Below are 21,125 nucleotides of genomic sequence, written 5' to 3'. Positions count from 1 at the left end.
TCTAAAACCTGCTAAGTTTCGAAATTAATCAATTTCTTCGTAATCGATATATTCCCCTACCTTTTTATCTTTATTGGGTTTGGCTTTAGATTCCTTACCAATATTTGTAGGATTCGACTTTGACTTCTTGGAAGCCGCACCTCCAAACTGGTTACCAAATTGCTGGCCGAACTGCTGTTCGAACTTTTTACCCATTTTTCGCATGAAATATTTGAGAATAAGAGGGCCAAAAAATCGAATTATTATTTTAAATCCGAAATATATAAGTAATACTACAAGTACAAATTTTAATACTCCAGATAAGGATGCTTCTAACATTCTAATGCTTTTGGCAAAAATAAAAATAAGCGTTCAGATTGGAAGTAGCTTCAGCAATAAAATTATAATAAAACTTATATCTTTGATTGAATTAACTCCGCAAGTTATGCGCAATACATGCATCTTCAGCCTAATTCTGCTAATGGCAGGCTTCACCGTTCAGGCACAATATACTGAAACTATAAACTCCAACCGCCCGGGACAATCACAGGGGGCTTTCGCTGTTGGAACCAATGTAATTCAGCTGGAATCGGGATTCTACCTTGGAAATGATATGCATGAAGGTCTGGGCGCCGATATCGACATTTGGGGAGTGGACTACCAACTGCGATACGGACTGTTGATGGAAAACCTTGAGATCAATCTTACTGGTGCTTTTGAAAATCAGGATATCGTTCGGAATTTTCTTAGGAATACAGTGGAAACTTCGGGAAGAAATTTTAAATCCAATACGCTTGGTCTTAAATATCTCTTCTATGATCCGTATAAGAATATGGAAGAGGAGAAACCAAATATTCGAAGCTGGTATGCGAACAGAAAGTTTAAGTGGAAAACCCTGATTCCTGCAGTTTCGATCTACGCGGGGGCAAACTTCGCCTTTGGTGATAATCCTTACCTGGTCGAAGGAGAGAATAAATTTAGTCCGAAGGTAGCTCTTATCACTCAAAACAACTGGGGTCGATGGGTATTGGTGATGAATATTATTGCCGATAAACTAACTGAGGAATATAGAACCTACACCGGAATTGCAACGGTAACTCATACAGTCACCCCAAACTTTGCGATCTTTGGAGAATACCAGGGGATCAAAAGTGACCTGTATGCTGATGATCTACTTCGTGGAGGTGCTGCTTATCTGGTGGGTGAAAACCTTCAGTTTGATGTAAGCGGACTGGTAAACTTCAAAGACACTCCTTCCCGCTGGCAGGTTGCTCTCGGTGTATCATATCGATTGGATCTACATAAAGTTGATGAATTCCTGGAGGAATCTAATGAAGGAAATAAGAGACGTGCAAGGAGCAGAAAACTTAGCCGTGAAGCTGAGGAAGATTCTGAAGATAATGATCAATAAAAAAAGGCCGGAAATTCCGGCCTTTTTTTATTATGATAGTTGATAATCCTTACTTATTAGACATCGCTGCTTCTACTGAAGCTGAAAGTCTTTTATAAGTACCATTTTCAAGTCTTTCTCTAATTGCTGAAAAGGCAGTTAAGGTCTCTTCAATATCTTGTAGCGTATGCGTTGCCGTAGGAATCATTCTAAGCAGAATAAGACCTTTAGGAATTACCGGATAAACTACAATCGAACAGAAAACACCATGATTTTCACGAAGATCTTTTACCAGAGCCATCGCTTCCGGAATACTTCCTTTCAGGTATACAGGAGTCACACAACTTTGCGTAGTTCCAATATCGAAACCATTCTCTTTTAATCCGTTTTGTAAGGCATTCACGTTCTCCCAAAGTTTTTCTTTAAGTTCTGGCATAGTTCTTAACATGTCCAGACGCTTTAAAGCTCCAACTACCAATTGCATTTGTAGCGATTTAGCGAACATTTGAGATCTTAGGTTATACTTTAAATAATCCATGATCTCTTTATCTCCAGCGATGAATGCACCAGTACTTGCCAGGGATTTCGCAAAAGTTGCAAAGTATACATCAATATCATCCTGAACGCCTTGCTCCTCACCTGCTCCGGCTCCTGTCTTTCCAAGAGTTCCAAAACCATGAGCATCATCAACGAAAAGTCTGAAATTATATTTTTTCTTTAATTCAACGATCTCCTTCAGTCTTCCCTGCTCTCCTCGCATACCGAAAACTCCTTCAGAAATAAGCAAAATACCGCCACCTGTTTGTTCAGCAATCTTAGTTGCACGCTGCAGGTTCTTCTCGATACTTTCCAAATCGTTGTGCTTGTAAGTAAATCGCTGTCCAAGGTGAAGACGAACTCCATCAATGATACATGCGTGAGCATCAACATCATATACAATAACATCCTGCTTGGATACTAATGCATCGATCGTAGATACCATTCCCTGGTATCCAAAATTCAACAGGTATGCTGCCTGTTTATTTACGAATGAAGCCAGTTCATCCTGCAACTTTTCATGAAGATCTGTATGACCACTCATCATTCTAGCTCCCATTGGGTAAGCCGATCCATAATCTGCAGCTGCCTCAGCATCTACTTTACGAACTTCCGGATGATTGGCAAGACCAAGGTAATCGTTAATACTCCAGGTAATTACATTCTTACCTCGAAACTTCATTCTATTGGAAATAGGTCCTTCAAGTTTAGGAAATACAAAATATCCTTCTGCCTGTTCCGCCCACTTTCCTAACGGTCCTTTGTCTTTGTAAATCTTATCAAATAAATCCTTCATCGGTCATTTTTTAGACGAGCCGCAAAAATACTGAAAATTGGCCCAATTTTACAAGGTAAATTATAAACATCGAAATCTAACAAAAACAAAAGCATCCTGCAAAGAACAGGATGCTTTTGTTAATAATTGTTAATATTTTATTTGATGATCTCTATAGATTGAGATTTTGAATCTTTTTGAGTATCGAGAAAACCTTGTTCATTCATCCAGTCATCACTATAAATTTTGCTCATATACCTGGAACCATGATCTGGAAAGATCAATACCACATTAGAATTTTCATCAAATTCACCGTCTTCCTGGTATTGTTTCAATCCCTGCATTGCTGCTCCACTGGTATAACCTACGAATAGACCTTCGGTACGTGCAAGTTCCCTGGCAGTATGCGCAGCATCTTCATCACTAACTTTCATGAACTTATCGATCATGTCAAAATCTGTAGCTGATGGGATCAGGTTCTTACCAAGCCCTTCGATCCTATAAGGATAGATCTCATCTTTATCGAACTCTTTGGTTTCGTGATATTTCTTCAAAACTGAACCAAATGCATCGATCCCAAGGATCTTTACTTCAGGATTTTTAGACTTTAAAAATCTTGCAGTTCCAGAAATTGTTCCACCAGTACCACTACAGGCAACGAGGTGCGTAATAGACCCTTCAGTTTGCTTCCAGATTTCCGGTCCTGTAGAATTAAAATGAGCATCGATATTTAGCTCATTAAAATACTGATTAATGTACACCGATCCTTTAATTTCAGAATGAAGTCTTTTTGCAACTTCGTAATAAGACCTTGGATCATCTGCTGGAACGTTCGCCGGGCACACATGTACCTTCGCTCCCATTGTCTTCAGCATATCGATCTTATCCTTGGACGATTTAGAACTTACAGCAAGAATACAGTCATATCCTTTGATGCAACTTACCATCGCAATACTAAAACCTGTATTACCTGAAGTTGTTTCAATTATAGTATCTCCGGGCTTCAGAATTCCTTTTCTTTCAGCTTCTTCAATAATGTACAAAGCGATCCTGTCCTTCGAGGAATGACCTGGATTGAAAGCTTCGATCTTTGCGGAGTACTTTCCGGGGAAATCTTTAGTGATTTTATTTAAGTTGATCAACGGGGTGTTTCCAACTAATTGCAATACGTTATCGTAAACATGCAAATCTTCTCTCATAAAATGATCTTTAAATAAAATGCATTTTCACACATTTTACTAATCGACAAATTTAAGTCAAATTTTTTAATTACTCCTTAATACCCTCCAGATCCAGCAAAAACGCGTATTCTTCAGCCACTTCCTTAAGCGCTTCAAACCTTCCTGAAGCACCACCATGGCCAGCATCCATATTGGTATGTAATAATAAAACGTTTTGATCTGTCTTATATTCTCTAAGTTTCGCAATCCATTTAGCAGGTTCCCAGTATTGCACCTGGCTATCGTGTAGACCTGTAGTGACCAGCATATTTGGATAATCCTGTTTTACAACATTATCATAAGGAGAATAGGATTTCATATAATCATAATATGACTTTTCATTAGGATTACCCCATTCGTCATATTCACCAGTGGTAAGAGGAATACTATCATCCAGCATTGTAGTGATGACATCTACAAACGGTACGGCCGCAATTACCCCATTATATAAATTGGGAGCCATATTTACAACTGCACCCATCAATAAACCTCCAGCTGAACCTCCCATGGCATATAAATGATTGGAAGAAGTATAATTCTCCTGAATTAGAAATTCAGATACATCTATAAAATCTGTGAATGTGTTTTTCTTCTGAAAAAGTTTACCATTCTCATACCATTCCCTGCCCAGATATTCACCACCTCGAATATGTGCAATGGCATAAATGAATCCGCGATCCAGCAAACTCAGTCGCACAGTTGAAAAGTAAGGATCTATTGTAGAACCATAAGAACCGTAAGCATATTGTAGCATGGGATTTTTTTGATCTTTCTGAAGTCCTTTTTTATAAACCAAAGAAACAGGAATGCTAGTACCATCTTTCGCTGTAGCCCAGATACGTTCTGAAATGTAATTATCTTTATCAAAATTTCCACCCAGAACTTCCTGCTCTTTCAATATTGTCTTGTCTCCGGTCTTCATATTATATTCCACGACTGAAGTTGGAGTAGTAAGACTGTTGTAGGTATACCTCAACAAATCTGTGTCAAAATCAGGATTTATGGAAGTGTAAGCAGTATAGGTTTCGTTATCGAACGGAATGTAGTATTCCTTATTACCTTCCCACTCGATGATCCTTATCTTATTAAGTCCGTTTGTTCTTTCGCTTACCACTAGATATTTCTGAAAGATATCGATATCCTCCAATAAGAAATCCTTTCGATGAGGAATTACATCTTCCCAGTGCTCTTTTTCAGTTTGAGCAAGCGGAGTCTTCATCAATTTGAAATTGGTAGCATCATCCTTATTGGTGACTATATAAAAATCGTCCTTGTAATGCGCAATGCTATATTCTAGTCCGCGCTCACGAGGCTGGAAAATTTTAAATTCTTTGTCTGGCGTATTAGCGTCAAGAATACGGTACTCGGTAGTTAACGTACTATGAGAACCTATAATGATGTATTCCCTGGATTTAGATTTGTAAACATAAGAGTTAAATGTTTCATCCTCCTCTTCATATACAAGCTCATCGGTTTCGGGATCTGTTCCCAGAATGTGCTTATAGATTCTGAAGGATCTTAAAGTTTGAGGATCCTTTTTAGTATAATAAAGCGTTCTATTGTCATTCGCCCAGGTGGAACCACCTGTAGTATTTTCAATATTTTCATCATAGATCTCACCTGTTTCCAGGTTTTTGATCCTAATGGTATACTGTCTTCGGCTTACCGTATCAGTTCCAAAAACCACCATCGTGTTATCTGGTGATACATTGAGACCTCCAAGACTATAATAATCAAAGTCTTTCGCCATCTCGTTCACATTGAACATCACCTCTTCATCTGCCTCAAGAGTTTCCTTCTTACGACTATATACCGGGTAATCAAATCCTTTCTCGAACCGGGTAATATACCAGTAACCATTTAACTTATACGGAACAGACTCGTCATCTTCTTTGATACGGCCCTTCATCTCCAGGAATAATTTCTTCTGAAAATCCTTTGTATGGGAAGTCATTTTATCGTTGTATGCATTTTCAGCATTCAAGTAATCCAGCACTTCCTGATCTTCCCGCTGATTCATCCAGAAATAATTATCGATACGCACATCACCGTGCTTCTCTAATTTTTTCTCGATCTTTTTGGCGACCGGAGCCTGCAAATTTTTTTCCAAATCATTGTTTTTTTGAGCGCTTGCAAATGTAATGCATCCTAATAGAATAACGAATAGTCTTTTCATAATGGCATATTTCAAACCTGAATTTAGTAAATTTGAGCTTACCAATTTTTAAAACGAAATAGATATGTTTGGAGATATGATGGGCATGATGAATAAGCTGAAAGAAGCCCAGGAAAAAGTAGAGCAAACCAAAAAGAGACTTGATACTGTATTAATAGACGAACAATCTGCAGATGGACTGCTAAAAGTTACTATCACCGCAAATCGCGAAGTCAAAAATATTAGTGTAGACGAGCAATTACTGGATGATAAAGAACAATTGGAAGATTACCTGGTTCTTACCATGAACAAAGCGATTAAAAAAGCTACAGATATCAACGAAGCTGAAATTGGTTCGGCAGCCAAAGACGGAATGCCAGACATTCCCGGAATGGATATGTTCAAATAAAAAAAAAGCGGGCAATGCCCGCTTTTTTTTTGTTTATTCTAAAATTACTATGCCTCTCCTCTGGCAGGGTAATCTTCTTTATTCACAAAAGAGATCGACTTAATGAGATCCACAAATTGTGGTCTTGCGAACGGCATTGACTGTATGCTCGCTGAATATAAAGTGCTGTCGGGTCTTATCAGGAATAGAGCTGGCTCTACGAATTCAGCAGGTTCAGAATCCTTGATCCCTTCAGATACATATAAATCCCATTTTCTTCCATCTTCCACATCAAAACTATGACCTATAGTTAAGTTATCGACATCCCATTCTTCCAAAGTTTTCTCAGCTAACTCCTTCGTATTGGAACTTACACAGATAATATTGACTCCTTTATCTTTGAAATCACCGACCATGGTGTTCAATTCTTCCAGGTAGCTTTTACAAACCGGGCAGTGTATCCCTCGGTAAAAAATAAGCATGGTAAAATTCTCAGGTTGATTATCTCTCAGGTTCCAGTCCATACCATTAGTAGTTTTCACTATAAGTTCTGGAACTGCCTGTCTTGGTCTTAAATTTTTCATTGCTTTAAGTTTTTTCGAAAATTACAGGAAAGTCTATTTCTTCTGTGATAAAGCCCTGCTAATATTTAGTTAAGAAACTCTAGAAACGTATTTCCTTCAAGGTTTCCATAAAGAATTGGTGCATCTCCTCAGTATAATCATGATGTGTTACAATTCTAAGTTTTCCCTGTCCCATATTACTAATTCGTATGTTTTTCTCATCAAGCTTTTGCATAAACTCCAATTCTTTTACATCATCCTTCAGATAGAAAATAATAATATTAGTTTCGGTTGGTTCAAGATTTTTGACATAAGGTTGTTGCGCTAATAATTCTGAAAGTTCTGCTGCGCGATCATTATCTTTCTTCAGTTGCTCAAGATGATTATCCAGAGCATAGATTCCCGCGGCAGCCATAAAACCTACCTGGCGCATTCCTCCTCCAAGAACTTTTCGCACTCTAATGGCATTTTTCATCATAGATTTTTTACCTATGAGAACTGATCCCATCGGAGTTCCCAAACCTTTGGAAAGACAAACCGAAATGGTATCGAATACTTTTCCGAAGTCTTTAGGAGTATAATCTTTTTCAGCAAAAGCATTGAAAAGCCTCGCTCCATCAAGATGCAAACCAAGTTCATGGCGATCGCACACTTTGCGAATCTCCTGAATGGTTTCAAGCTCATAACATGCTCCTCCACCTTTGTTCGTAGTGTTTTCAAGGCAGACAAGAGTGGTCAACGGACTATGATAAAAATCTGGCGCGTTTATATTTTCTTCTACCTGAGAAGCTGTGATCATCCCACGATCTCCATCTACAAGTTTACAGGAAACACCACTATTAAAAGACACACCACCACCCTCATAATTGAAAACATGCGCCCATTTATCGCAAATGAGCTGTTCCCCGGGTTGTGTATGTAATTTAATCGCTGCCTGGTTCGCCATACTTCCGGTAGGAAAAAATAAGGCTTCATCCATCCCAAACATATCAGCTAGCTTTTTCTCGAGAGCATTGATAGTCGGATCTTCTTTATAAACATCATCACCAACTTCCGCAGTCATCATCGCCTGCATCATTCCTTTCGTTGGCCTGGTTACCGTATCACTTCTTAAATCAATTTCTTTCATTGCATCGTTTTTACTGTTCGCTAAGTTAAAAACTTAAAAACTCCTGCCAATCCAAATTCAGCCTGGATAAAACATTTAGTTACCAATCGGTGACCCATCAGGTATCTTCGGAATATTCATTTCCAACTGAAATTGCTCTGGATGTTCTCTGAATTCTTTGATATTTCTTAGCATTTCTCTGTTTACTGCGGAATTGTTCTTCCGAAGCCATTGTTGTAACTCATCAATTTCAGCGTTCGCAATTGATTTTACCAGGCTCGTAGATTTGTCATTGGCTGCAAGATTAAGAAGGTGTTTAAAAACTACGAAATTTACCGTTTGCTGTACTTTATTAAGATACTCATCTTTATAGTCTGACTTGATCGTATTGCTCACAGTTTCCTGCAACAAAAATTCCAGACCTGGATTATTGTTATCTACTGCCTTCTGCTGAATTAATCTTTCAGCTCTTGCCGGGTGAAAAAGGAATTGCATGGTCATTCCTGCAGCGGTCGCTGGAGCTCCAAAATGATCAAAAGCAACATCGGTATTGCTTTTAAAACTTTCCCGGTCACGACTATATCCAAAAGCACGTGGCGGAAATAGCTCCAACTTTTCCTTCGGAATTGCGATTTCTTCAGCTTTTAAAGTTTTCAATATCTCTTTAATCGCCTTCTTCTGAATATTACCATCCAGAATTTTCACGTTTAAGTTCTCCGCTCCTTTGACTGCATATTCATATTCGAGTCCGCCCACAAGTTTTACTGCGGCTTCAGTTTGATACCTGTGGAAAAAATATAGCGGTACAAATACATCTTCCAGCACTGAAAATGGCTCTCCGATTCTAATATTATCAGCTGAAAAGTTTTGTATTGCCTGTTTGCGAATCTTTAGAACATCTACAAGCTCATCAATCGCATTTTTTCCATTATCCCATAAATGAGCTTGAGCATTTGCTCCGCCTGAAGTCCGGGCATCAGCATCAGAAATAAAAATGAGTCCGTTTTCTTGAGCTTCTTCAAGAGTCTCATTCAAATATTCAATTTCTTCTTTACCCTTCGGTATATCCCCATAACTATAGTGAACAGTAACCTTGTCCCATTCCCCTATCCCTGTAGCATAGGCATCTTCCGCAGAAATTTCGCCATTTTTCAAACTGAATTGTGGATGAGGATAGTCCATTACAGATGCGCGGTCACTTGTACTTGCCGCAAAATTATGTGCAAATCCAATTGTGTGCCCAACCTCATGCGCAGACAATTGTCTAATTCTAGCTAGCGCAAGTTCCATCATAGGTTCAATATTCTCATCAGATTCTGAAAATGGTTTATTTAAAAGTGCCTGTGCGATCATAAAATCCTGGCGAATCCTCAAACTACCCAAACTTACGTGTCCCTTAATGATCTCTCCAGTTCTTGGATCTACAACGCTCGCTCCATAGCTCCAGCCCCTGGTAGATCTATGAACCCATTGGATCACATTATATCTAACATCTAGAGGATCAGCGTCTTCAGGCAGCATTTTGACCTGAAATGCATCTTTATACCCAATGGCTTCGTAAGCTTCATTCCACCAGGATGCACCTTCCAATAATGCAGAGCGAACAGGCTCCGGAGTCCCAGGGTCCAAATAATAAATAATAGGTTCAACAGCTTCGCTGACTAAGGAATCTGGTGTCTTTTTTTCCAGCCTATGCCGTATCGCATAACGTTTTGTGATTGGTTCATAAACCGGACTTGCATAGTCCTGGTAAGAAATAAAAATCGCACCGCTTCTGGGATCGAATACGCGTTTCTTATACTTATCGTCTGGCAATTTCACAAAAGAATGATGCTGTTTAACAGAGATATTACTGGCATCTGGTACTACAGAATTTACTGTTCTTCCTGTAGGTTTTCCTGAAAATGTAAGAAGTGCTTCAAACTCCACATTCTCAGGAAAGGCTTTTGTTCGATCCAGACTAAGAGCACTCTTGGACTTGTCGAGGCTGTAAGTACCGAACTTACCTTTCTTCAGTTTCTCACTAACACCATGTGCATCTTGCATTAGAAACGGTGTAAGATCAATGATATAAGTTGAATCTTTAGTTTCTTTGATTTCAAAACCAAATATGACCGACTCTGCAAATGCTTCTTTTACACTATTCTTTTCTGCCTGATTGGAAGTGATCGCGCGATAATTTTGATTGGGCTCCACTAATAGCAATTTATTACCTGCCTTTCTAAATTCCAGAACCTTCGTATTACCAAGTTGCCCCCTGTCAAGTCCAATATCATTTGATCCTACTCCGGTAGTTAAGAACTGAGTGTACAAAAAAGCAGTATTTAAGCTGTCAACTTCAAGGTAGATCTCGTCCTCATTTTCGTTATAGTGAAAATCAAAAAATCCGTCATAAGATTTAAGATCCTCTTTTTTCTCAAGGAACTGGGCATTTAATGACATGGATATACTGAATGCCAGAAAGATAGATAAGAAGTAGCGCATAGATGGATTTTTTAAAGCCGTCTAAAGCTAAAAATTATTCGTTAAATACTTTCCCGAAACACCCCTAAATTCTATTTTTACGTCAAATCGAACATATGATTACTACCGAGAACATAAGAGATCTCAAAGAGCGCCTGGTTGCGTTAAGGAGGTATCTTTGACATTGATGCCAAGAAGATTGAAATAACTAACATGGAGGAAAAGACCTTTGCTCCAGACTTCTGGGATGACCCTAAAAAGGCTGAACAGATCATGAGAGAGGTCAATGCTGAAAAAAGTTGGGTAAATGAATATGCAAAAGCCGAAACCTTAGTAGAAGATCTTGAGGTCCTCTACGAGTTCTATAAAGAGGATGAGGCTTCTGCAGAAGATGTTCAGAAAAGAAATGACGATGCTCTTGATCTTATAGAAGACCTTGAGTTCAAAAATATGCTTTCCGAAGAAGGAGACAGCATGAGCGCGGTTTTACAAATTACGGCGGGTGCTGGTGGTACTGAAAGTTGCGACTGGGCTGAAATGCTTATGCGTATGTACATGATGTGGGCTGAAAAGCGAAAGTATAAAATCAGGGAACTCAATTATCAGGACGGTGATGTAGCTGGAATTAAAACCGTTACACTTGAAATCGAAGGTGAATTCGCTTTTGGCTGGCTAAAAGGTGAAAATGGAGTCCACAGGCTTGTTAGGATCTCTCCTTTTGACAGTAATGCCAAAAGGCACACTTCATTTGCTTCTGTGTATGTGTACCCACTTGTAGATGATACTATAGAAATTGACATCAATCCTTCAGATCTTAGCTGGGAAACCATGAGATCTTCCGGAGCAGGTGGACAGAACGTAAATAAAGTGGAGACCGCTGTGCGTCTTCGTCATGAGCCGACTGGAATCGTTATTGAAAATTCTGAAACCAGGTCTCAGCTTGAAAATAAGAATAAGGCGATGCAGTTATTGAAGAGTCAGTTATTTGAAATTGAACTTCAGAAGAGACAGGCTCAACGAAGAGAGATCGAAGATTCTAAAATGAAGATAGAATGGGGATCGCAGATACGTAATTACGTGATGCATCCTTATAAGCTGGTAAAAGATGTTAGAACTGCGGAAGAAACCGGAAATGTCGATGCCGTAATGGACGGCGCTATTGATCCTTTTCTGAAAGCTTTTTTAATGATGATGGGACAGAAAAATGAAGATTAGTTCATATTAAAGCTTTTATTTTTTAATCTGAAATGTTTATATTAAGACTTGATGAAACACACTATTTACCATAACGCAAGATGTAAGAAATCCAGGGAAGGACTCGAACTTCTGAAGAATTCTGGTAAGGAATTTGTAATCAGGGAGTACCTTAAAGATCCACTTTCAGCAAAAGAGCTTGAACAGCTACTTGCGAAATTAAGTTATGCCCCTATTCAATTAGTGCGAACTGGTGAAAAGGTCTGGAAAGAAAATTATAAAGGTAAAGATCTAAGTGAGGATGAATTAATCCATATTACGGTGGAAAATCCTAAATTGATCGAAAGACCTATCGTTGAAAATGATAAAAATGCAGTAGTTGGAAGACCTGCTACTGAAATTGATAAATTGCTATAAGAACTATTCATATGAAACTACAATACAGGATTACAATTATTGGTCTGGCCGCTGCGGCAGTAGCTGGTTTCGTATACTCTCAGATCCATATTCACGAAAAAAATCGCAGAGAAATTAGAGAAATCGCCGCTGAGCTTGCTCTAACCTGGAAAAATCAGTTAAACCTGACTTTGGGCCAGACGCAACTTCTGGAAGATGCGATCATAGAATACACTATTAAGAAGAACGAGATCATTAATTCCAGTTTAGGAACAGGACAGCAAGTGAATAAATTGAAAACTATTCAGAAGAGTGAATACAAATCACTTCAAAGATTTATGAATGAGGATCAATTTGATAGATATATTCATTTAAATAAACAGCTAACCAGAAAATCCTGATTTACAAATAGCTGCAGTTATTAATGAAAATTAATTTCACGCTTAACAATATTTTAACCCTCGTTCATTAAACTAAGTGGGTTTCCTATGGTCATAGGGTAAAATTATATAATGACCAATCGGAAGATCTATACCTTAAGTTTACTATTCCTGTTTATCGGCTTGCTGAGTTTTAAATCTTATGCTCAGGGCCCTTCACCTCTTAAAAAATACACCATTTCCGGTAAGGTTCTGGACGATGAGCTAAATGTTCCTCTGGAATATGCAACTGTCGCAGTTCAGAATACCAACGATCCTTCAAAGGTTGATGGTACTGTAACCAATATAGATGGTGAATTTGAGATTACGGTTCAGGAAGGAACCTATACGATCACGGTTGAATTTATCTCGTACGAATCTAAAGTCTTTAAAAACCGAAATGTAAATTCAGATCTGGACCTGGGAACTATTCTACTTGGCTTAGGATCTGAAAATCTTGATGAGGTAGTAGTTCGGGCAGAAACTACACAAGTAGATGTTAGACTTGACAAGAAGATCTATAACATTGGAAAAGATCTTACCACTGCCGGAGGAACAGTAAGTGATGCTTTGAACAACGTACCATCTGTCACTGTAGACATAGAAGGAGGTATAAGTCTTAGAGGGAATGAGAATGTAAGAATATTGATAAACGGTAAACCATCTGCAATGGCCGGTTTTGGTAGTACAGATGTTCTAAGCCAACTACCAGCTGAAGCTATCGAGAGAGTTGAAGTTATCACCTCACCTTCCGCAAGATATGATGCTGAAGGTACTGCTGGAATTATTAATATTATTCTTAGAAAGAAGGAAACTCTAGGATTCAATGGTTCCTTAACAATTAATGGTGGTAATCCGGCCAACGCAGGGATTAACGCAAACTTTAATTACCGAACAGATAAATATAATCTTTTCACCACCACGGGTTATAGATATAGAGAATCTCCGGGCGAAGCGTTCTTCGATACTCGATACTTTGATACTCGTGAGGATACTTTTCTCGACGGTCTTCAATATGATCGAAATGTTGAAGATAGAGATTATGATAGAATCAATAGAGGCTTCAATACCAATTTAGGAATAGAATACTATTTGAATGAACAATCCTCCATAACCGGAGCTTTATTCTATAGACTTGGGGATGATGAAGATCTTACTACGAATGTAAACGACTATTTTCTTGATGGAAACAGGGTGCTTGGAACCACGCGTCTTGAAAATGAAGTTGAAGAAGACAACAGTTGGCAATTCTCCATTAATTATGTAAATAAGTTTGATAACAAAGGACATGAACTAACTACAGACTTTCAAATAGAACGTGATAAGGAAGAGCAAGAAGCCTTTATCCGTGAGCCAATTAATTTTAATGCTACTAATGTTGGAGAGATCTTCATCCCCAGAGAAAGAACTTTAACTACTGAAGATCAAAAAGAGTATTTACTGCAGGCAGATTATGTGAGACCTATAGGAGAGGATTCGCAATTTGAAGCTGGATATCGAGGAAACTTTGAAAATGAGGTAACCGATTACTCACTGTTGCAAGAGGACCGTAATAGTAATTTTATTCTGAATCGTAATCAGACTAATATTTTTGACTATGATGAGAATGTTCACGCGTGGTATACACAGTACGGTACAAAATTCGGAGAATTTAGTTTTCTTTTAGGGTTAAGAGCTGAGCATACACAACTAAAAGGTGATATTGATTCTGAACTTACTCAGGAAGAATTAAGAGAAGAGTTTAGTTTTGATATTACTACAAATTTTGATAATAAATACTTTGGGTTGTTCCCAACATTAAATGTGATCTACGAAATCGCGGAAGAAGAAAATATCACATTTGGATATAACCGTAGAATTAACAGACCTCGAGGTTGGTATATTAATCCGTTTCCATCTAGAAGCAGTCGAAATAATATTTTTCAGGGAAATCCAAATCTTCAACCAGCTTATTCAAACAGTTTTGATATTGGATACTTAAAAAGATGGGAGAAGCTTACTTTAACTTCTTCAGTTTATTATCAGAGAGAAACTGATGCATTTCAGAGAGTACAAGAGGAAATTGATATACAGATTGCGAATCCGGATTTTCCTGAACAGGGACCAGAAACAATTCCGCAAACAGTTATTAGGAGCATCCCTTTTAACCTGGCGATAAACGATAGAATGGGTGGTGAACTTGGGGTATTATACAATCCAGCCGAATGGCTAAGATTAAATGGTAGCTTTAATTACTTTAGATTTAAGCTAGATGGTGAATTTAATGGGGATAGTTATAATACCGAAAACACAAGCTGGTTCGCGCGATTTAGTTCAAAAGTGACACTTCCGCTAAAAATTGACTGGCAAACCAATGCTTTTTATAGAGGACCATCAGATGAAATTCAGGGAACTCAGGATGGTATCCTTTCTATAGATTTAGCCTTGAGTAAAGAAATCTTGAATGAAAAAGCTACCATTGCATTAAATGTGAGTGATATTCTAAATGGTAGAAAGAGATCATCTTATACCAATACTGAATTCTTTGAACAGGACAGTGAATTCCAATGGAGACAAGGTCAGGCAGTGAATGTATCCTTTATCTACAGGTTTAATCAGAAGAAACAGCGTCAACAGAGAAGAAATGACGAAGATTATGACGAAGGTGAATTTTAATAATCTGGTATGACAGGAAATAAAAAAAGGGACTTAAATTAGTCCCTTTTTTTTATGCTTTTTCCGCTTTAGCTTTTTTACGAGCTTCACGTTTTTCTTTGATCAATTCTCCAACAGACCCACCGATCCAATAAGGAACGAAAGCTACCAGGAAGATCATAAGCCAGAAACCCATCGTTAATATCGTAAGGAACGCTAAAAATCCAAGGTATTGATCGAATTCGAACATAATGGTAAAGTTTGATTAAAATCAGGTCAAAGATATAAATACCTGATCGCTTATCACAGGAATTTGATCACTTTTTGAAGAATTATTAAACTTAGGGAATTGTTCGCCTTTTGATTGATGAGATTAAAGCCGAATATTCAACTTAAATTGCCCCTCTATTGGTGCGTAATTACTTTGCTGTTCGTTCCACAATTTACTACTGGAGATCTTTCCTTCGATACGATCATCAGAATTACTCGTGATCTCAATAAAGTTAGTCATATCGTTTGGAGCACCATTAGGCATTATCGCCCATAGCTCATGATCGTGAGTACTAAAACTCAACCAGTTCTTATTGAAAACCTGGTCATCAAGACTGTAAATTCCAATGCCGGTAAAATTTTCGATCTGAAAATCGAGAATCTAACCATTATCAGAAATAGATCGTACATTCAAGCTAAGCGTTCCCATGGAATTATAATCTTTGTGGAAGCTCAGAGCAGCAGAATTATTAGATGAGTTAAAAAGAACTCCGTTTACATCAGCATTCAGAAATTGATCTGAATCTGCAGGACCATCATCATTAGTACTACAACTTGCGAGGGATATTGAAACAACTAATGAAAAAACGAGTAATACTAGCAGTCTTTTCATTATTATGAATTTAGTTAAACAATAGTCTAAAGATAAAACTAGTTGTGTTGCAATGAAAAGGGAATTTCCCCCTATTTTGTTTTAGATAATTGGTTTACAGTATTTTAAAATCTACAAAGCGGGGAAATAACGAGTGTTTCAAAGCTCTTCTAATAGATTAAAGCCTGATTTAAGATTTATATATTTCAGAATAAAAGAACCACCAATTTTAAAGTTTTTTTAGATTAATAAGATTAGTGAAATATTAACTTTGCGAAACAACCAATTTTTAAAATATGAACTATAGAATAGAGAAAGATACCATGGGGGAAGTTAAAGTTCCTTCAGATAAACTCTGGGGTGCTCAAACGGAACGTTCCCGGAATAATTTCAAAATTGGACCTGCGTCCTCCATGCCATTGGATATTATATATGGTTTCGCTTATTTAAAGAAAGCTGCCGCATATACCAACTGTGAACTTGGAGTTCTCCCTGTGGAAAAGAGAGACCTTATCGCTCAGGTTTGTGATGAGATCCTGGAAGGAAAACACGATGATCAGTTTCCATTGGTGATCTGGCAAACCGGAAGTGGTACACAGAGTAACATGAATGTGAACGAAGTGATCGCCAACCGAGCTCACCAGATCGCAGGTAAGAATATTGGTGAAGGGGAAAAAACACTTCAACCAAATGATGATGTGAATAAATCTCAATCTTCGAACGATACATTCCCGACCGGAATGCATATTGCTGCTTACAAAAAAGTGACTACGAATACGCTTCCCGGTTTGAAGAAACTAAGAGATACTCTTAAGAAGAAATCTGAAGAATTCAAGCATACCGTGAAAATTGGGCGTACGCATTTTATGGACGCCACTCCCCTAACTCTAGGTCAGGAATTCAGTGGATACGTAGCACAGTTAGATTATGGCATTAAAGCATTGGAAAATACTTTACCACATTTATCTGAAGTTGCTTTAGGTGGAACTGCGGTAGGAACCGGGCTTAACACTCCGAAAGGATATTCAAAAAGGGTAGCCGAATTTATCGCAAAATTTACGGAGATGCCTTTTATCTCTGCTGGAAATAAATTTGAAGCTTTGGCAGCACATGATGCATTTGTGGAAACTCACGGAGCACTAAAACAGATCGCTGTTTCGCTGAACAAAATTGGAAACGATATCAGAATGCTTGCTTCCGGACCAAGAAGTGGTATTGGAGAGATCAATATTCCGGCGAATGAGCCAGGTTCTTCGATCATGCCTGGTAAGGTTAATCCAACCCAGTGTGAAGCACTTACCATGGTTTGTGCCCAGATCATGGGGAACGATGTAACTATGAGCGTAGGCGGAATGCAAGGACAGTTCGAATTAAACGTTTTTAAACCGGTAATGGCAAACGCTTTGCTGCAAAGTGCACAGCTTATAGGTGATGCCTGTCTCTCTTTCGAGGAACATTGTGCACGCGGGATTGAAGCTAACGACAAGCGTATCAAAGAGCATTTAAATAACTCATTAATGCTGGTTACTGCTTTGAATACCAAAATAGGATATTACAAAGCTGCTGAAATCGCTAACACAGCCCATAAGAATGGTACGACCTTAAAAGAAGAAGCTGCCAATCTAGGTTATGTCACGAACGAAGAATTTGATGAATGGGTAGATCCAAAAGACATGGTAGGAAATCTTAAATAATCAATTACCTTAAAATCAAAAAGCCTGCTTGTAGAAGCAGGCTTTTTTTTATATCAGAATTTTAAAGATATATCTACTTCTTAGCGAAGTGTTTCTTGTATTTAAAGTAAGATACAGTTCCTAAAATTGCCACAGCACCTAAGGTATAATAGATAAAAGTTGGAGTAATGACCTTATCTCCACTCGCATAGGAATGCAAACCACTTAGGTAGAAATTCACTCCAAAATAGGTCATCATAATACTTGCAAAAGCAATAATCGCCATTAGATTAAAAAACCATCTACTTCGTAAACCTGGAACCAGTCTCATATGGATCACAAAGGCATATACCATGATACTAATCAAAGCCCAGGTCTCTTTTGGATCCCAGCCCCAGTAACGTCCCCAGCTCTCATTAGCCCACTGGCCACCTAAGAAGTTTCCGATCGTCAACATTACTAAACCAACCGTCAATGCCATTTCAGTAATGATCGTGATCTCTTTTATATTAATGTCCATTTTCTTCTTGTTCTTGTCATTGGTAAGGATCATTAATAGCAGCGAAACCACTCCAAGGATCATTCCCAGCGTAAACGGACCATAACTACCTACGATAACAGGAACATGAATAACTACCCAGTATGAATCTAGAACTGGTTGTAGATTCGCAATCGCCGGATCCATCCAGTTCCAGTGGGCAACCATTAAAATCATGGAGGCCACAAATGCAGTAGATGCGATCGTAAGTGTTGATTTTCTACCAAACGCAAGTCCAAAGAACATGGTTGCCCAAGCCACGTAGATCATCGACTCATAAGCATCACTCCAGGGAGCGTGTCCAGAGATATACCACCTGGCCGCAAGTCCTGCCGTATGTACAACAAAAAGAACAATGATCGCAATTGCAACAACTTTGATAAGATTTCTGACAATTTTGTTATCATTGAAAATTTGAATAACGACAATAGTAAGCATAATGATTCCGGCTAGCATATACATCCAGAACAGATTCCTAAAGACATCATATTCATTGTACAGAATCTCAGCGTTCACTTTACTTTCAGAAGGCATTACATCTCCTCCAAATTTCTCCTGAAAGCTCTGAATGCTTTCCAGATACTGATCTGCTTTTTCATAATCGCTGGTCTCACGAGCAGTTTTAAGAGCACTCATGTATAGCGGAAGGATCTGCTTTGTATAAACTGAGTCCATTCCTGTGAAGTTGGATTCATCCAGTTCAGGATAGGAAACCCATTTATTATTCTCGTCTTCAGGAATAGGAAATACTTTTAGCACTTTTCCCTGTACCGCCTGGTATAGCAGGTTTACTTTCTTATCTGTTTCTATGTAATCTTTCTGAAATTTATTCGGAACAGCCGCTTTGTAGGCAACTTCCAGATAGGGAGAAAGTTTATAACCACCTTTTTCATCAAAAAAGTCCATCAAAGCAAGGTGTTTTCTACCTTCTTCTACACCAAGTATGTGATGCAGACTATCGTTCTTTTTTTCTACATAAATAACCTGTGCCTGGTACCAGAATGCAGGATTTTCAGTAATTGAAACCAGCACCTGGTCTGAACTTAAACCGGCATAAGTATCGCTTTTACTTAATTTCCGAAGTAATTCTGAAGAATACGTATTTGCAGGCTTCATTCTTCCTCCGGCATCCTGAATGATCAATCGTCCAAATTTATCGGCGTGCTCTTCTTTCACAGCATTAGATACAATGATACTATCGATCTGCTGTTTCGAATTCTGATTGTGAGCATGATCATCATCTTGAGAAAAACCAACAGAAGACATTAGCATTAATGCTACTACTGCCAATGCCTTTTTCTTGTTCTTGATCTTTTCCAGCATTACTTTTAGATTACCAAAACGGGAACCTTTATCAAACAATATCCACATAAGTCCAAAATACAATAAGAAGTAACCAATGTAAGTAAACCAGGTACCCCAGAAATCATGATTTATTGATAGTACGGTACCCTTTTCATCTGGGTCAAAACTCGACTGGAAAAATCTATAACCTTCATGATCCAGTACATGATTCATATATATTGAGTAAGGTTCAGGTTTTTCTCCTTCCTCAACGATCTCCACTTCACTTTTAAAACTTGCGTAACCAGGCGTTGCCCTATCTGCAGTACCAGGGTATTTTTCTGCAATGAAATCATTCAGCTTCAAAGCAAATGGCAGTTCTTTCTCTATGCTTCCGTAATTCACGAATACTTCGAGTCCGTTGAATTTGATCGCATGTGGATCTGCTACAGTTCCCTGCCCGCCAAGCAAGGTGATCGTTTCAGTTTTGCCATTGGCTGTAACATTCAGCGTTACGGCATCAAGATCCTGCTTTGTTTTAGGGTTGGTTGGCACCACATCATATTCTCCGGTGACCACTGGTTCCGGGATTACGAATTGCATGCTTCCAATATTATAAAGCGACCTCAACATAAGAGTTTGTGTAGAGTCACTAATTAAAGTTCCCTGCTTTTGATCAGCCATACGCATATAGGTTCCCTCAAATGGAGAATCTATCTGGTATTCACCATCTTCAGTAAGCCGAATATTGATAGCACCATCCTGCGGACTATTAAGCGTAAATAAGGTATTATGAATATTGCTAACCTCACCTTCTTTAAGATAATGATCGTGTCTTGAACCATCACCGGCTTCTACGATCTTAAGATAATTCTCGCCATCCTCTGTAGGAACCAGAGCTTCTTCTGCTCCGTGAATAAAATTCGTGACTTCAAATTTTACAGGTGTGCCGTTAAAATCGGTATTAAGAACATAGTCGTTCTCTACTTCAGGACCAAAAAGAACATCTTCCTGTAGCACTCTTCTTCTCGCTTCACCATCGATTTCCCCATCTATAAAGAAGGTTAGATACGTCTCGTAAGTCATGAATTTATTGGTGGTTTCACCTTCACGAATTGGCATCACCCCTTCGTAGCTAATATACCTGGTTATAAATGCTCCAATTAAAATAAGGATAAATGAAAGATGCAGCAGTAGACTACTCCATTTTTCCTTTTCATGAAGCTTATATCGCTTAATATTCCCAATGAAATTAATAAGAAGAAATAACATAATCCCTTCGAACCACCAGGTATTGTAAATTAGAATTTTTGCCGTTTCGATACTGTACCAGGTTTCTATAAATGTTCCCATGGCCATGGCAATTGCAAAGATGATAAACAGGACGGCCATTATTCGGGTAGAAAAAAGGATAGAGGCTATTTTTTTCTGCATGAAAAAGTGTCTTTTTAACGACTGCAAATTTAACGATATTTTATCGTTTTTTAACGGCCAAAACCTCGAATCTCAAGTCAACATGTGTTAATTTCTATACCTTGAAATTTTTG

18 protein-coding genes are annotated in these 21,125 nt (G+C 38.3%); 7 read left to right on the top strand and 11 right to left on the bottom strand.

What is annotated here, in order from left to right; genetic code table 11:
* Positions 1–24 precede the first annotated feature (24 nt).
* Complete coding sequence (locus ACSHZO_RS08370; protein ID WP_298247020.1) at positions 25–318, bottom strand: DUF4834 family protein; 294 nt, start codon at positions 316–318, stop codon at positions 25–27.
* A 142-nt stretch (positions 319–460) separates the two neighbouring features.
* On the opposite strand from ACSHZO_RS08370, the gene ACSHZO_RS08365 reads away from it, so the two are divergent.
* On the top strand, positions 461–1,390 hold the full coding sequence (locus tag ACSHZO_RS08365) for a transporter (RefSeq protein WP_298247019.1): 930 nt from the start codon (positions 461–463) through the stop codon (positions 1,388–1,390).
* Positions 1,391–1,439: 49 nt separating this feature from the next.
* Here ACSHZO_RS08365 and ACSHZO_RS08360 read toward each other — a convergent pair whose 3' ends face one another.
* The 3 genes from ACSHZO_RS08360 to ACSHZO_RS08350 form a co-directional block, all read right to left on the bottom strand.
* Positions 1,440–2,702: an aminotransferase class I/II-fold pyridoxal phosphate-dependent enzyme gene (locus ACSHZO_RS08360; RefSeq protein ID WP_298247018.1), complete on the bottom strand. Its 1,263-nt coding sequence runs from the start codon at positions 2,700–2,702 to the stop codon at positions 1,440–1,442.
* Between the two features lie 137 nt (positions 2,703–2,839).
* Positions 2,840–3,880 carry a PLP-dependent cysteine synthase family protein gene (locus ACSHZO_RS08355; RefSeq protein WP_298247017.1) on the bottom strand — a complete coding sequence of 347 codons (1,041 nt, stop codon included), beginning with the start codon at positions 3,878–3,880 and terminating at the stop codon, positions 2,840–2,842.
* A 70-nt stretch (positions 3,881–3,950) separates the two neighbouring features.
* A complete protein-coding gene (locus ACSHZO_RS08350) occupies positions 3,951–6,077 on the bottom strand; it encodes a S9 family peptidase (protein WP_298247016.1) in 2,127 nt (708 codons plus the stop codon).
* 64 nt (positions 6,078–6,141) lie between these two features.
* Here ACSHZO_RS08350 and ACSHZO_RS08345 point away from each other — a divergent pair, with 64 nt between their 5' ends.
* Complete coding sequence (locus tag ACSHZO_RS08345) at positions 6,142–6,465, top strand: YbaB/EbfC family nucleoid-associated protein (RefSeq protein ID WP_141877619.1); 324 nt, start codon at positions 6,142–6,144, stop codon at positions 6,463–6,465.
* Between the two features lie 47 nt (positions 6,466–6,512).
* Here the strand turns inward: ACSHZO_RS08345 and ACSHZO_RS08340 are convergent, their stop codons facing one another.
* From ACSHZO_RS08340 to ACSHZO_RS08330, 3 genes are all read right to left on the bottom strand, one after another.
* Positions 6,513–7,028 (bottom strand): redoxin domain-containing protein, encoded by a 516-nt coding sequence (locus tag ACSHZO_RS08340; protein WP_298247015.1) that lies wholly within the window; start codon positions 7,026–7,028, stop codon positions 6,513–6,515.
* Between the two features lie 79 nt (positions 7,029–7,107).
* Positions 7,108–8,136 (bottom strand): threonine aldolase family protein, encoded by a 1,029-nt coding sequence (locus ACSHZO_RS08335; RefSeq protein ID WP_298247014.1) that lies wholly within the window; start codon positions 8,134–8,136, stop codon positions 7,108–7,110.
* Positions 8,137–8,211: 75 nt separating this feature from the next.
* Entirely contained in the window at positions 8,212–10,599 is a 2,388-nt protein-coding gene (locus ACSHZO_RS08330; protein ID WP_298247013.1) for a zinc-dependent metalloprotease, read from the bottom strand.
* 95 nt (positions 10,600–10,694) lie between these two features.
* On the opposite strand from ACSHZO_RS08330, the gene prfB reads away from it, so the two are divergent.
* From prfB to ACSHZO_RS08310, 4 genes are all read left to right on the top strand, one after another.
* Positions 10,695–11,793 (top strand): peptide chain release factor 2 gene (prfB, locus tag ACSHZO_RS08325; RefSeq protein ID WP_298247012.1). Its coding sequence is split into 2 segments (ribosomal slippage): positions 10,695–10,757 and positions 10,759–11,793, totalling 1,098 coding nucleotides; the frame shifts between segments, so codons are not numbered across the junction.
* Between the two features lie 51 nt (positions 11,794–11,844).
* On the top strand, positions 11,845–12,189 hold the full coding sequence (gene arsC, locus ACSHZO_RS08320; RefSeq protein WP_435066907.1) for an arsenate reductase (glutaredoxin): 345 nt from the start codon (positions 11,845–11,847) through the stop codon (positions 12,187–12,189).
* Positions 12,190–12,200: 11 nt separating this feature from the next.
* On the top strand, positions 12,201–12,569 hold the full coding sequence (locus ACSHZO_RS08315) for a hypothetical protein (RefSeq protein ID WP_298247010.1): 369 nt from the start codon (positions 12,201–12,203) through the stop codon (positions 12,567–12,569).
* Between the two features lie 111 nt (positions 12,570–12,680).
* Positions 12,681–15,242: a TonB-dependent receptor domain-containing protein gene (locus ACSHZO_RS08310; RefSeq protein WP_298247009.1), complete on the top strand. Its 2,562-nt coding sequence runs from the start codon at positions 12,681–12,683 to the stop codon at positions 15,240–15,242.
* 52 nt (positions 15,243–15,294) lie between these two features.
* Here the strand turns inward: ACSHZO_RS08310 and ACSHZO_RS08305 are convergent, their stop codons facing one another.
* From ACSHZO_RS08305 to ACSHZO_RS08295, 3 genes are all read right to left on the bottom strand, one after another.
* Positions 15,295–15,471: a hypothetical protein gene (locus ACSHZO_RS08305; RefSeq protein WP_026916335.1), complete on the bottom strand. Its 177-nt coding sequence runs from the start codon at positions 15,469–15,471 to the stop codon at positions 15,295–15,297.
* A gap of 123 nt (positions 15,472–15,594) precedes the next feature.
* Entirely contained in the window at positions 15,595–15,795 is a 201-nt protein-coding gene (locus ACSHZO_RS08300) for a hypothetical protein (RefSeq protein WP_298247008.1), read from the bottom strand.
* Positions 15,796–15,873: 78 nt separating this feature from the next.
* Positions 15,874–16,104, bottom strand: coding sequence for a hypothetical protein (locus ACSHZO_RS08295; RefSeq protein WP_298247007.1), 231 nt, complete (start codon positions 16,102–16,104; stop codon positions 15,874–15,876).
* A gap of 275 nt (positions 16,105–16,379) precedes the next feature.
* On the opposite strand from ACSHZO_RS08295, the gene fumC reads away from it, so the two are divergent.
* Positions 16,380–17,777 carry a class II fumarate hydratase gene (gene fumC, locus ACSHZO_RS08290; protein WP_298247006.1) on the top strand — a complete coding sequence of 466 codons (1,398 nt, stop codon included), beginning with the start codon at positions 16,380–16,382 and terminating at the stop codon, positions 17,775–17,777.
* Between the two features lie 73 nt (positions 17,778–17,850).
* On the opposite strand, the gene ccsA is transcribed toward fumC, so the two are convergent.
* Entirely contained in the window at positions 17,851–21,012 is a 3,162-nt protein-coding gene (ccsA, locus tag ACSHZO_RS08285) for a cytochrome c biogenesis protein CcsA (RefSeq protein ID WP_298247005.1), read from the bottom strand.
* Positions 21,013–21,125: the final 113 nt, after the last annotated feature.

Source organism: Christiangramia sp. 3-2217-3z, from assembly GCF_051195275.1.
In the GTDB taxonomy this organism is placed as follows: domain Bacteria; phylum Bacteroidota; class Bacteroidia; order Flavobacteriales; family Flavobacteriaceae; genus Christiangramia; species Christiangramia marina.
This window is presented reverse-complemented; position numbering and strand designations above follow the sequence as displayed.